The sequence below is a fragment of the Oricola indica genome (assembly GCF_019966595.1).
Lineage (GTDB): Bacteria > Pseudomonadota > Alphaproteobacteria > Rhizobiales > Rhizobiaceae > Oricola > Oricola indica.
This window is the reverse complement of record NZ_JAINFJ010000006.1, coordinates 33,280-45,613: the sequence shown is the minus strand read 5'-3', so window position 1 is coordinate 45,613 and position 12,334 is coordinate 33,280. Positions and strand designations below refer to the sequence as shown.

Sequence of the window (12,334 nt, the reverse complement as noted above, 5' to 3'; positions counted from 1 at the left end):
GCTCGGCACGTTCGAAAAGCAAATTCAAACTTGACTTCGATTATCAGGTTTTCTATCGAATGCAATACATGAGTGATTGTGTCAAGTTATTCTGGCTTTCGCACTCGCTCGGGCCAGCAAGCAACCGCCAGCCAGCCATGTTTCCTCTCGACGGAGAAGATGATGAGGCCGGTAGACCTGACTTTCCTTGCGCTTGCTGATCGGACCAACGCTCCGAAATCACGCGAAATCCAAAACGCCTCCACGCTACGGCATTCCGGACCAGATCCGTTCTCCGCAGCGGGGACATCCGGATGCGCCGGGCCTTCCCGCCAACCCGGAACAATCGCGCTTCGCGGTTTGGCGCAGAAACCACTCGATCTCTGAGGAAACACCATGGAACAGGCAAGACGACACTCCCACGACCGGCTGATCAGGGCCGCGATGAGCCTGTCGTGCGTTCTTGCCCTGTCGACGGGGCCGGCCTTCTCGCAGGACAACGCGCCGGCCCCGTCGCTCTCTCTCGAACTCAACGCCCTGCAGCAGCATGACGATGCATGCCGTATCGTCTTTCTAGCGGAAAACCGCCTCGGCGCGGACCTGTCCGCACTGTCCTTCGAGACCGTCCTGATCGACGCCAATGGCGTGGTCGACCGTCTGACGCTGTTTGATTTTCAGGCGATGCCGGCAAATCGCACGCGTGTCCGCCAGTTCGATCTGGAAGACACGCCATGCAGCGCCATTGGCCGCATCCTGATCAACGGCGCGGCTGCCTGCGAAGGCGAAGGCCTCGCCGGCACCGAGTGTATCGACCGCCTCGCACTGTCGTCGAAAACCGATGCGGAGATCGCCGGATGAGCGCCCTGATCGAAGAAACGATCGCGCGCACGCTCGAATTCCTGTCGCTGGGCGGGCCGGTCGTCACCATCCTGCTGGCAGTGTCCGTGGTTTCGCTGGCGCTCATCATCACGAAGGTCTGGCAGTTCCTGATCGCGCGCGTCGGCCGTCACCGGACGATCGAGAAGGCGCTCGCGCACTGGACGGCCGGCGGCCATCGCATCGCTCTCAACGACCTTTCGTCGCGGCGCAACGGCGCGGCGCGCCTCGTCTGGCAGACCATGGCGACTGTCATGAATGCCTCGCCACACGATTTCGAAGCCATTTCCGAGCGACTTCGCGTCGATGCATCGGCCTATCTCACACGGCTAAGGTCGGGGTTCCGTGCGCTGGACGCGATCGCCCAGATTTCTCCGCTCATCGGCCTGTTCGGGACCGTGCTCGGCATGATCCAGGCCTTCCGAAAGCTGCAGGAAGCCGGCAACAGCGTCGATCCGTCGGTTCTGGCCGGCGGCATATGGGTCGCACTCCTGACCACCGCAGTGGGACTGGCCGTCGCGATGCCGACATCGCTTCTTCTCACCTGGTTCGAAAGCCGGGTCGCGCGCGAGAGCGAGTTGCTGGAACGCGCCATGACCGTGGTTCTCAATCCCGCGCCGATCGTCCAGCCGGGCGAAACGCAGCCGGACGTCAACCGAACAGGCCAGGGGAGCATGCAGGCCCATGCGGCTTGAGGCGGCACAGAGACGGCGTGGCGTGTTGTCGATGACATCGTTGATCGATGTCATCTTCCTTTTGCTGCTCTTCTTCATGCTCTCATCGACCTTCACCCGCTTCGGCGAAATCGAACTGAAAGCCGGCAGCGGCGCGTCGGGACAGCCCGTCACCCCGGTCTATCTGCGCCTGCAGGGCGACCGAATCGTCCTCAATGGCCGGGAACTCACGCTGGACACGCTGCCTGAAGCGCTTGCCGGCCAGGCCGAGGCCGGTGCCGACACCATTCTGCTGTCGCTCGACGACAAGACCGTCTCGCAGCGATTCGTCGATGTCTATGCCGCGTTGCGCGCCATGCCGGGCTTCGCGGTCACCGTCCTGCGCTGAAGGGAGCCCGCCATGCGCCTTGCCGCCGCATCGCCCCCCGCAAGGAAGCCGGAACCGACGATCGCCCTGATCAACATCGTCTTCCTGATGCTGATCTTCTTCCTGATCGCCGGCACGCTGGCGCCGCCGCTCGACAAGGATCTGACGCTTGTGCGGACGGAGGGACTGGAAGGACGCGAACCGCCCGATGCGCTGATGATCCGTTCGGATGGAACGGCGATATGGCGCGGACGGGAGATCGATATCGCCGACGCCGCAAGACACGCGAAGACCGGGTCGGAGGACGGCGGCAACGTCATGCGAATCGTGCCGGACCGTGACCTTCCCGCAATCCGGCTGATCGAGATCGCCGAGGAACTGCGCCGCGGCGGCGCGGCCCGGATCTTTGTCGTGACCGAAAGGGGACTGGAATGACGATCCCGCTTCGCAAGCTCCGCATCCCCCTTGCGCTCGCCGCCTCCCTTGGCGTGCACTTCGCGGCGGCGATGGTGACGACCTCCCCGGCTCCGGACGTCCGCCAGGAAGGCGGGGCGACAGCCGAAATCGCGGCCTTGGGCGCGTCCTTCGAAGACCTTGTGGCCGGTGCCCATCCGGCCCGGCCGGCCGAGCTCCACAGCCATTCCGCGCCCGCGCCGCAAGCGTCGAAACCGGTCGAAGCCCCCGCTGCCAGAAAAAGTGAACCGGCCGAAACGGCACAGCCGACACCACCGCCGGCACGGGCCGACAACGCACCGGCCCTTTCCGCGACACAAAGCCCGGTGGCCGCAGCGGTCGCCCCTTCCCGAACCTTTCCCGCTGCAACGGCGACCGCATCCCGACCGGCGCTCGCGACGGCTCCATCGAGTGCCACGACGGCAACGCCGGTGAAGACGGCATCGATCGCAAGGCCGACCCAGTTATCCGCGCCGGTTGCCGAAGCAGCATCCCGCGAGCAAACGACGCCATCCAATGCAAAGACTGCCGCGCTCACGCCGTCGCACGCGACCGAGACGATCGAGGCGAAACCCGAAGAGCGCCCTGTTCCGGTCCCCATGGCACGCCCGCGGCAGCCGCAGGACGCGCGCAACCTTGCCAAAGCGCGGGAAGCGCAAACAACGAAAACCGCGAAAAAGGCCAAACCCGCGCCGAGAAAACAGGTCGTCAGTGTCCCGCGCGGCAATTCGGACCGCAATGCGCGCGCCGGAAACACATCCGGCAAGACGAGTTCCAAGGCCAAGTCAGGCGGCATGAAGTCCGGCGGCAAGGCGAAGAACTCCGGCAATGCCTTGGCAACGAACTATCCCGGCAAGGTCTATGCGAAAATCCGGCGCACCCGTCAGAAACGTGCCGGCGGCAGAGGCGTCACGAAGATACGCTTTTCGATCTCGACCAGTGGCGGGCTCGCCAGCATTCGCGTCGCGGCCAGTTCCGGTTCGGGCTCCGTCGATCAGGTTGCACTGGACCACATCCGCCGCGCCGCGCCGTTTCCGCCGCCGCCGTCGGGCGCGCAACGCCAGTTCGTCATCCCCGTCGAAGTCCGGCGATGACCGGCCGGCAGCAATTATGTAAGACAAATCAGATCGCGAAAGGGAATTGCATATGTATGTCGCCATGAACCGCTTCCGCATCAACGAGGGGCACGAAGAGGCCTTCGAGGATGTGTGGCGAAACCGTAATTCCAGCCTCGCGGATACGCCGGGCTTCCAGTCCTTTCACCTTTTGAAAGGCCCGTATGACGAGGAAGCAAAGACCACGCTCTATGCCTCGCACACGATCTGGGAAAGCGAACAGCATTTCATCGACTGGACGCGATCGGAGAATTTCCGCAACGCCCACCGCAATGCCGGGTCCAACAAGGGAATGTATGCTGGTCATCCGCAATTCGAGGGTTTCAATTCGGTCGTCGATGAATAACGGGCGGGACCGACATCGGGTCGGCCGCACCGGATGATGCGCAATCTTCTTGACTGTGCCGGACAAGAGTGCATCACCTTGCCCATGTTGCCGGCCGATCCCGCTTCCCATGACGACCTCGTTTCCCGCTTCCGCTGGGACATCCCGAGCCGCTTCAATATCGGCGTCGCCTGTTCCGACCGGCAGGACCCGGAAAAGCCGGCGATCATCGACTGGTCCGGCGATAGCCCCCTGACGCTGACATTCGGCGAACTGTCGGAGAAATCGGACCGGTTCGCCGCCGCGCTTGCGGACCTGGGCGTCGCGCGTGGCGACCGTGTCGCGATCCTGCTTCCCCAGTGCTTCGAGACCGTCATCGCCCATCTCGCCATCTACAAGCTCGGCGCCATTGCCGTGCCGATGGCGATGCAGTTCGGACCGGACGCGATCCGCTACAGGCTCGGCCTGTCGGGCGCGCGGGCGCTGGTGCTCGATCCCGAAGGCATGGCCAAGCTGGCCGAAGCCGGCGATGTTTTTCCCGATCTGAAATCCCTCATCTGCGTCGGTGGAGCGGAAGGCGCGCATCATTTCGGCGAAATGCTCGCCGCCGCTTCGCCGGACTTCGAACCCGCCGATACGTCGCCGGACGATCCCGCGCTGATGATCTTCACCTCCGGCACGACCGGTCAGCCCAAGGGCGCGCTGCATGCGCACCGCGTCCTGCTCGGTCATTTGCCCGGCGTCCAGACACATCACGAATTCCTGCCCCGCGAAGGCGACCTGCTCTGGACACCCGCCGACTGGGCCTGGGCCGGCGGACTGCTCAACGTCCTGCTGCCCGGCCTTTACTTCGGCGTCCCCATCGTGGCCGCGCGCGCGCCGCGTTTCGAGGCGGAGTGGGCCTTGGCCCTCATGGAAAAGGCGCGAATTCGCAACACCTTCCTGCCGCCCACGGCGCTGCGCATGATGGCGACGCTCGGCGGCGAAGCCCGCCGATACAACCTCGACCTGCGTACGATCGGCTCCGGCGGCGAGGCGCTCGGCCGCGAAACGTTGCAATGGTGCGCCGAAAATCTCGGCCTGACCGTCAACGAGTTCTACGGCCAGACCGAGTGCAACCTCGTCCTGTCGGCCTGCAACGCGCTCGGCGTGTTGCGCCCCGGCTCGATGGGCAAGCCCGTCGCCGGGCACCGCGTCGCGATCATCGACGAGACCGGCCGGGAACTGCCGCCTGGAGAGCAGGGCCAGGTCGCCGTCAGCCGGCCCGATCCCGTGATGTTCCTCGAATACTGGAACAATCCGGAAGCCACGGAAGCGAAGTTCATCGGCGACTGGATGCTGACCGGCGACCAGGGTTTCCGCGACAAGGACGGTTACTTCTTTTTCGTGGGCCGCGACGACGACGTCATCACCTCGGCCGGATACCGGATCGGACCCGGCGAGATCGAGGATTGTCTGGTCGGCCATCCGAGCATCGCGCTCGCCGCCGTCATCGGCAAGCCGCACGCCATTCGCGGCCAGTTGGTCAAGGCCTATGTGGTCCTGCGCCCGGGCGTCGCGCCCTCGCCGGACCTGAAATCCGAGATCCGCTCCTACGTGAAACAGCGTCTCTCCGCGCATGAATACCCGCGCGAGATCGACTTCGTCGACGAAATGCCCCTGACCACGACCGGCAAGGTCATACGGCGGATTTTCCGCGACAGGGCGCAGGCGGAATTCGAGGCGGAAAGCGAAGGGTAGCTGTCAGCGCTGGGGGCTGCGCACAAGGTGCCGCAGCCGGTCGCGCATTGTCTTCGCGGCGTTGCGCGTGTTGCGGTAGAGCTCGATCTGCGACGTCACCTGCCGTGTCTCCCGATCCAGATTGGGCCGAAGGCCGATCACCATCGTGGCGAATTCACGCCGCTCGGACCACAGCCGCGCCATCACAGGATGATCCTCGACGGCGCAACTGTCGGTGAGCTGGATGTTCGGGTCGTCGAGATGCGATTCCGTGACCTGGAGGATCAGCAGCGCGCCGGGCGAATAGGACGAATAGGTTTCGTCATAGGTCGTTTTCCACGTCCAGGCATGGCCCGACTGGACGAACACGATCAGCGACGCGATCACCTGTCCGTCCAGCTTGAAGGAATGGATACGGCACAGGTCGCGCTCGGCGAGATTGTTGATCGCCTCGCGGGCAAACGCCGCCCGATAGCGATCCGCGGCAAGCGATGTCCTCTGCCGTCCCTTCCAGCCCGCGTTTTCCAGCAGGAGGAACTCCTCCATGGCGAAGCGAACCTCCGAGGGACTGCGCGCCACCTCGTAGCTGAAGTCGCCCATCGCCTCCAGTTGCCGGCGGAGACGGCCGAAGTTTCGGCGGCTGTGCGAGCGGATGTTGTCGGTGATATAATCGACGCTGTCCTTTTCGCTTTTCAGAAAAGGCCGCTGAACCGAACTCGTGGTCATCACCGGCAGGCCGCGCCCGATCGCGACACCGCGCAGCGTCATGATCGATACGCTGTCCATCATGATGTCGGGAAGCACGAGAATTTTCGGCAAGCCCATATTCTGATCGCCGAGCATGGAAAGCAGGTCGTCGAAGATACGCGATGCCTCGCGCCGTTCGACGATCGGGATGCCGTAGGGTCCATAGGGGTTCGACCATGCCCGTATGACGTCGGGCCCGACCGCGAAGCCGGATTTTTCCACCGAGAACGGCATCAGGAACCGGGTCTCGGCCGCGTCCGGCGGTCCGTCCTGCAGCATCATCAGCCGGACCTGCCGATCGTCGAGGCGGGGCATGGCCGGCACGAGGAAACGCGGCGTGAAGAAGATGTTGGGTTCGAGCGCGTAGTCGGTCACGCGGTCGATGTCGTCGAGGATTTCGAACCCGCTATCGGCCGGGTAGACCACGAAACGCCGGTCGCCATTGGTCAGCCTGCTCACTTCCGGGCGAATTTCGCGCGGCAGGTCGCCGACGATGCCGGAGAGCATGAAGGACCCGGCAAGCGGGACATTCTTGTCGATCAGGGGCTGCGGTTGCGTCATGTGGCGGGCTCCGCGACTTTCGGCGCCAGAACGAACATGACGACCCCGATACGCCGATAGGTCATGGTCAAAAGCAGCAGGACCTCGACGGCCGTCGCACCGGCGGCGCCCATCGCCGCGCCCATCAGGCCGTACACCGGGATGAGGATCAGGTTCGCCGTGATATTGATCACCAGCACCGCCGCGAAGATCGCCGCGCAGATATTCTGGTTTCCGGTCATGTTGAGCAGGCTCTCCGCCGGGCCGATGCTCGCCCGCAGGACCACGCCCGCGACCAGCACGAAAAGCAGCGTATAGCCCTGCGTGAACTCCGCGCCGAAAAGCGAAAGCAGGAACCGGCCGAGAAGCAGAACGACCAGGCCCATCAGCAGCGACGGCCAGAATGTCCAGCCGACGGTCCGGCGGGCGAAGCTGCGCAGCGACTGACGGTCTTCCACCGATGTGCGCGCCGCGAATTGCTGCGCGACACCAGCCTTCACCGCGAAGAACACGAAATGCACCAGCGCGAGCGTCTTCACAGTCGCGAAATAGACCGCGACATCCTCAGGCGGCATCAGCATGCCGACCATCAGCACGTCCGCATTGGTCAGAAGGAAGAAGAACCCCTCGACGAGGAAGATCGGAAAGGCGACCGTCATCCACAATCCGAATTCCACCGTCCGGTCGCCCGACGGATAGGCGGCGTCGAGATGGCGCGTGATGACGAAGAACTGCAGGAGCGTCGTCGTATAGGTCGCGAGAACGGCGGCGATGACCGCGGTTACCGCCGTCGCGGTAAAGCCGAACCCATGCGCGATCGCCATATAGGCGAGGACCAGAAAAGGCCGCAGGATATAGGTCGGCGTCAGCGCGCGAACCGGCCATGAATTGGCGCGCGCCGTTCCGTCGAGAACGTCCCCGAGAGCGATCATCGGCAGGCAGGTGAAAGCGAGCACGAACGGCAGGACATAATAGGATTCGATCGTGCCCGACAGCATCCAGACGATCGCGATGCCGGCGGCGGCAATAATCGAAGCGGACAGGAGAACGAAGATCCGGCTGGTCAGCAGGATGCCGCGCAACCGTTCGAGATCGCCCTCCCGCCGGTATTGCGGCAGGAAACGGATCACCGCCGTCTGGAAGCCGAAGCAGGACAGGTTGCCGAGGATGATGATCGCCGTCCAGACGAAGACATAGATGCCGTACTCGAAAGTGCCGGTCCAGCGTGCGAGCACGACCTGGGACAGGAAGGCAATACCGGCGCTCGCGATGCGGATCGCGAATGCGATCAGCGACATGCGCTGCGCGATCGCGGTTTCGTCAGAACCGCTCCGGATCCGGTCGAGCTGGCGCGCAAACGGCGCCACCCGTTGGAACAACGGGGCCGACAGAAATTGCTCGCTTGTCTCTACTGCCGAAAACCGCAAAATCACGCATTCCGTTTGCTGCGAAATCTTGCGCCCGAATTAGACCAATCCGCTTAAGAAAGCGTTCGCCTGTTCTCGTAACGAAAAAATCGGGACCCTCCTATGCCGTGGTCGCGAAAGCTCCGTGGCAGTGCTTGTATTTCTTGCCGGAACCGCACGGGCAGGCTTCGTTGCGCCCGACCTTGCCCCAGGTCGAGGGATCGTTCGGATCGCGGTCCTCGACGGCGACCTGTCCGGTCGCGATCGCGGTTCCGTAACTGTCCGAAGACCTTTCCTCGAAATCCAGTTCGCCGGTGGACGCATCGACATGCTCCGCTTCCATTTCGGGAAGGTCCGGCGGCGGCGCTTCGGCCTGTTCGCGAACGATCTCGACGCGCATCAGTTGCGCCGTCACCGCCTGGCGGAGATTTCCGAGCATCGCCTGAAAAAGTTCGAAGCTTTCCTGCTTGTATTCCTGCAGCGGGTCGCGCTGCGCATAGCCGCGGAACCCGATGACCGAACGCAGGTGATCGAGATTGACGAGATGCTCGCGCCACAGCGTGTCAAGCGTCTGCAGCAGGATCGATTTCTCGACATACTGGGTGATTTCCGGGCCGAAGCGCTCCGCCCTCTCGGCGGCTGCCTTGTCGACCGCGTCGCGCAGGCGCTCCAGGATATCGTCTTCGGCGATACCTTCCTCGGCGGCCCACTCGTCCACGGGCGCATCGACATTGAGAAGGGAAACCACCGACTCTTTCAGGCCGGCGACATCCCACTGTTCCGCATAGGCTTTCTCGGGAATGTGCTTGGCGACGATGCTTTCGACAACTTCGTGGCGCATCTCCGCCACGGTGTCTGAAAGGTCGTTGCCATCCATCAGATCCTTGCGCTGCTCGAAGACGACCTTGCGCTGGTCGTTCATGACATCGTCGAACTTCAGCAGGTTCTTGCGGATATCGAAGTTCCGCGCCTCGACCTTCTTCTGCGCCTTTTCCAGCGCCTTGTTGATCCAGGGATGGATGATCGCCTCGCCTTCGCGCAGGCCCAGCTTCTGCAGCATGCCGTCCATGCGGTCGGACCCGAAGATCCGCATCAGGTCGTCCTGCAGCGACAGGAAGAATTTCGACCGGCCCGGATCGCCCTGACGGCCGGAACGGCCGCGAAGCTGGTTGTCGATGCGTCGGCTCTCGTGCCGTTCGGTCGCGAGCACGTAGAGGCCGCCGGCTTCCAGCGCCTGCTGCTTGAGCCTCTGGATGTCGGCCCGAATCTCGGCTTCGCGCTTGTCGCGCTCCTCGCCTGCCGGCATGTCGGCCAGTTCCTGCTCGATGCGCATGTCGGCATTGCCGCCGAGCTGGATGTCCGTGCCGCGGCCGGCCATGTTGGTCGCGATGGTCACCGCGCCCGGCACGCCCGCCTGCGCCACGATATGCGCCTCGCGCTCATGCTGGCGCGCATTCAGCACCTCGTGCGGCACGCCGCCGGCGGCGATCGCCTCGTCGAGGTTCTTCAGCGACTGTTCGAGGTAGTCGCGGAATTCCTGTTCCTTGCCTTCCTTGATCCCTTCGATCCGTTGCTTGATCGAATCCCGGATCTGCTTCAGTCGCTTTGTGTCGCCGAGAAAGGACGACAGCAGTTCGGACTTCTCGATCGAGGTCGTACCGACGAGAACCGGCTGCCCCTTGCGCTGGCTGGCGGCGATATCCATCACCACCGCGACATATTTCTCCTCGACGGTGCGATAGACTTCGTCGTCCTCGTCGAGACGCTGGATCGGCAGGTTGGTGGGGATTTCCGCAACGTCGAGGCCGTAGATGTTTCCGAATTCCTCGGCTTCCGTCGATGCCGTACCGGTCATGCCGGCAAGCTTGTCATACATGCGGAAATAGTTCTGGAACGTCACCGAGGCGAGCGTCTGGTTTTCCGGCTGGATCGAAACGCCTTCCTTGGCTTCCAGCGCCTGGTGCAGCCCTTCCGAATAGCGTCGTCCCGGCATCTGGCGACCGGTGAACTCGTCGATGATGACGATCTCGCCATCCTTGACGATGTAGTCCTTGTCACGCTGGAACAGCGTATGCGCCTTGAGCGCATTGTTGACGTGGTGGACGATCGAAACGTTCTCGATATCGTAGAGGCCCGCGCCCTTGAGCAGATCGGCTTGCGCGAGGATCTGCTCCATTTTCTCGGTGCCTTCCTCGGTGAAGGTCGCCGAACGCTGCTTCTCGTCGATCTCGTAATCTTCCGGCGCGAGATCGGGAATGAACTTGTCGATCGTGATGTAGAGTTCCGACTTGTCGTCCAGCGGACCGGAGATGATCAGCGGCGTGCGCGCCTCGTCGATCAGGATGGAGTCCACCTCGTCGACGATCGCATAGGCATGGTCGCGCTGCACCATCTGGGCGCGCTCATACTTCATGTTGTCGCGAAGATAGTCGAAGCCCAGCTCGTTGTTCGTGCCGTAGGTGACGTCGCTGTCGTAAGCGGCCTTGCGCTGCTCGTCGTCCATCCCGTGGACGATCACGCCGACGCTCAGGCCGAGGAAATTGTAGAGCTTGCCCATCCACTCGGCGTCGCGGCTGGCGAGATAGTCGTTCACCGTGACCACGTGAACGCCCCGGCCGGTCAAGGCGTTGAGATAGACCGGAAGCGTGGCGACGAGGGTCTTGCCCTCTCCCGTCTTCATCTCGGCGATCCCGCCCTCGTTCAGCACCATGCCGCCGATCAGCTGCACGTCGAAGGGTCGCATCCCGAGGGCGCGTTTCGCGCCTTCCCTGGCGACCGCGAAGGCGGGAACCAGAATGTCGTTGACCGACTTGCCGTCTTTCAGGAGAGCCCTGAATTCATCCGTCTTGGCGCGAAGCTGATCGTCGCTCAGCGCGGCCATCTCGTCCTCGAGGGCGTTGATGGCTGCAACCCGAGGCTGCAGCGACTTGATGCGACGATCGTTGACGGAACCGAAAATCTTGCGGGCGAAACCGCCGAAATTGACCATGTAAATGGTCCTTTCCCATGGATTGACCGCACAGGATGGCGGCCGGAAATCTGTGTGTTTGCGTCCTTCTTCCGGAGCGGTTTTGCCCGGAGACCCGGCTATTCGGAGTGGACGCGATAGCCAAGGACAGATAAGAGGGGCCAATAGTGATGTCAACGCTGCGGCGGACCGCGAAAGCCGGCGATTTGCAGCGCGTTCCGGTCACATCGATGTGAAACAGTTTTCCGCAACGAAGCGAGTAATCAATGCCCTTTTCCCGTTCGACCAGCCATGTCCTGCCTTCGCGCATCGGCCGCACACTTGCCAGTCTCGTGTTGGCATTGTCCGTTTCCGCCGGCGCTACGGGCTTCGTTTCCGCTCAGGAAACAAGCGAAATCGTCGGGACCATGGACGGCAAACCGATCACGCGGCAGGATCTCGACCTGACCCTGACGGACCTGCAGGACCAGCTCGGACAGGTGCCGCCCGAGGGCCGCGACGCAGCCGCTCTCACAGCGCTGATCGACATCCGCGCTCTGGCGGAAAAGGCCGAGGAAGCCGGCCTCGACGAGACAGAGGATTTCCGCAGCCGCCTGGAATTCATGCGCCAGCGCGCCCTTCATAATGCCTATTTCCGCACCGAGGTCCTGGACAAGATCACTGACGAGGACGTGCGCGCGCGCTACGACAAGGAGATCGCCGCCACCTCGCCGGAAAACGAGGTGCGGGCCCGTCACATCCTGCTGGCGAGCGAAGAGGAAGCGAAAGCCGTCATCGCCGAGCTCGACAACGGCGCCGATTTCGACACCCTCGCCAAGGAAAAATCCACCGGACCGTCCGGCCCCAATGGCGGCGATCTCGGCTATTTCGCACGCGGTTCCATGGTACCCGAATTCGAGGAGGCGGCCTTCGCCCTCGAAGTCGGCGAATACACGGAAGAGCCGGTTCAGACCCAGTTCGGATGGCATGTCATCAAGGTCGAGGACAAGCGCGCCGCACAGCCCCCGGCCTTCGCGCAGGTTGAAGGCCAGATTCGCTCGGTGCTGGTGCGCGAACGCTATTTCGAACTTTTGACCGAATTGCGCGGTCAGGCCGATGTCGAGATCACCGATCCGACGCTCAAGGCGGCCTACGACCAGGCCACGGCAGCGCAGTAGAACCTACT

At 63.2% G+C, this 12,334-nt stretch carries 11 protein-coding genes; 8 read left to right on the top strand and 3 right to left on the bottom strand.

Features of this window, described 5'->3' with window-relative positions; all coding sequences use genetic code 11:
* Positions 1-375: 375 nt before the first annotated feature.
* The 7 genes from LC343_RS15910 to LC343_RS15880 all read left to right on the top strand — a co-directional run bounded on the left by LC343_RS15910 (position 376) and on the right by LC343_RS15880 (position 5,529).
* Entirely contained in the window at positions 376-837 is a 462-nt protein-coding gene (locus tag LC343_RS15910; protein ID WP_223478155.1) for a hypothetical protein, read from the top strand.
* Positions 834-1,550: a MotA/TolQ/ExbB proton channel family protein gene (locus LC343_RS15905; protein WP_223478154.1), complete on the top strand. Its 717-nt coding sequence runs from the start codon at positions 834-836 to the stop codon at positions 1,548-1,550. The genes LC343_RS15910 and LC343_RS15905 overlap by 4 nt, the downstream gene beginning before the upstream one ends.
* A gap of 31 nt (positions 1,551-1,581) precedes the next feature.
* Positions 1,582-1,917, top strand: a complete 336-nt coding sequence (locus LC343_RS15900; protein WP_238484338.1) for an ExbD/TolR family protein — start codon at positions 1,582-1,584, stop codon at positions 1,915-1,917.
* A 12-nt stretch (positions 1,918-1,929) separates the two neighbouring features.
* The gene (locus LC343_RS15895; RefSeq protein WP_223478152.1) at positions 1,930-2,331 is read left to right on the top strand and encodes an ExbD/TolR family protein; all 402 of its coding nucleotides are present in this window, start codon (positions 1,930-1,932) and stop codon (positions 2,329-2,331) included.
* Positions 2,328-3,443 carry a TonB family protein gene (locus tag LC343_RS15890; RefSeq protein ID WP_223478151.1) on the top strand — a complete coding sequence of 372 codons (1,116 nt, stop codon included), beginning with the start codon at positions 2,328-2,330 and terminating at the stop codon, positions 3,441-3,443. Before LC343_RS15895 ends, LC343_RS15890 begins: the two co-directional genes overlap by 4 nt.
* Positions 3,444-3,495: 52 nt before the next feature.
* Positions 3,496-3,810, top strand: a complete 315-nt coding sequence (gene hmuQ / locus LC343_RS15885; protein ID WP_223478150.1) for a heme-degrading protein HmuQ — start codon at positions 3,496-3,498, stop codon at positions 3,808-3,810.
* 84 nt (positions 3,811-3,894) lie between these two features.
* Complete coding sequence (locus LC343_RS15880; protein ID WP_223478332.1) at positions 3,895-5,529, top strand: acyl-CoA synthetase; 1,635 nt, start codon at positions 3,895-3,897, stop codon at positions 5,527-5,529.
* Positions 5,530-5,532: 3 nt separating this feature from the next.
* On the opposite strand, the gene LC343_RS15875 is transcribed toward LC343_RS15880, so the two are convergent.
* From LC343_RS15875 to secA, 3 genes are all read right to left on the bottom strand, one after another.
* Complete coding sequence (locus LC343_RS15875; protein WP_223478149.1) at positions 5,533-6,816, bottom strand: GNAT family N-acetyltransferase; 1,284 nt, start codon at positions 6,814-6,816, stop codon at positions 5,533-5,535.
* On the bottom strand, positions 6,813-8,222 hold the full coding sequence (locus LC343_RS15870) for a lipopolysaccharide biosynthesis protein (protein WP_428982582.1): 1,410 nt from the start codon (positions 8,220-8,222) through the stop codon (positions 6,813-6,815). Before LC343_RS15870 ends, LC343_RS15875 begins: the two co-directional genes overlap by 4 nt.
* A gap of 100 nt (positions 8,223-8,322) precedes the next feature.
* The gene (gene secA / locus LC343_RS15865; RefSeq protein WP_223478147.1) at positions 8,323-11,190 is read right to left on the bottom strand and encodes a preprotein translocase subunit SecA; all 2,868 of its coding nucleotides are present in this window, start codon (positions 11,188-11,190) and stop codon (positions 8,323-8,325) included.
* A 245-nt stretch (positions 11,191-11,435) separates the two neighbouring features.
* Between secA and LC343_RS15860 the strand changes: the two genes are divergently transcribed.
* On the top strand, positions 11,436-12,326 hold the full coding sequence (locus tag LC343_RS15860; RefSeq protein ID WP_223478146.1) for a peptidylprolyl isomerase: 891 nt from the start codon (positions 11,436-11,438) through the stop codon (positions 12,324-12,326).
* Positions 12,327-12,334: the final 8 nt, after the last annotated feature.

Excerpts from the sequence above, each read along its gene's own strand:
- LC343_RS15905 (WP_223478154.1), top strand. The coding sequence starts at position 834 with ATGAGCGCCCTGATCGAAGAAACGATCGCGCGCACGCTCGAATTCCTG.
- LC343_RS15895 (WP_223478152.1), top strand. The coding sequence starts at position 1,930 with ATGCGCCTTGCCGCCGCATCGCCCCCCGCAAGGAAGCCGGAACCGACG.
- LC343_RS15875 (WP_223478149.1), bottom strand. The coding sequence starts at position 6,816 with ATGACGCAACCGCAGCCCCTGATCGACAAGAATGTCCCGCTTGCCGGG.
- LC343_RS15910 (WP_223478155.1), top strand. The coding sequence starts at position 376 with ATGGAACAGGCAAGACGACACTCCCACGACCGGCTGATCAGGGCCGCG.
- LC343_RS15860 (WP_223478146.1), top strand. The coding sequence starts at position 11,436 with ATGCCCTTTTCCCGTTCGACCAGCCATGTCCTGCCTTCGCGCATCGGC.
- secA (WP_223478147.1), bottom strand. The coding sequence starts at position 11,190 with ATGGTCAATTTCGGCGGTTTCGCCCGCAAGATTTTCGGTTCCGTCAAC.
- hmuQ (WP_223478150.1), top strand. The coding sequence starts at position 3,496 with ATGTATGTCGCCATGAACCGCTTCCGCATCAACGAGGGGCACGAAGAG.
- LC343_RS15900 (WP_238484338.1), top strand. The coding sequence starts at position 1,582 with ATGACATCGTTGATCGATGTCATCTTCCTTTTGCTGCTCTTCTTCATG.
- LC343_RS15880 (WP_223478332.1), top strand. The coding sequence starts at position 3,895 with ATGTTGCCGGCCGATCCCGCTTCCCATGACGACCTCGTTTCCCGCTTC.
- LC343_RS15890 (WP_223478151.1), top strand. The coding sequence starts at position 2,328 with ATGACGATCCCGCTTCGCAAGCTCCGCATCCCCCTTGCGCTCGCCGCC.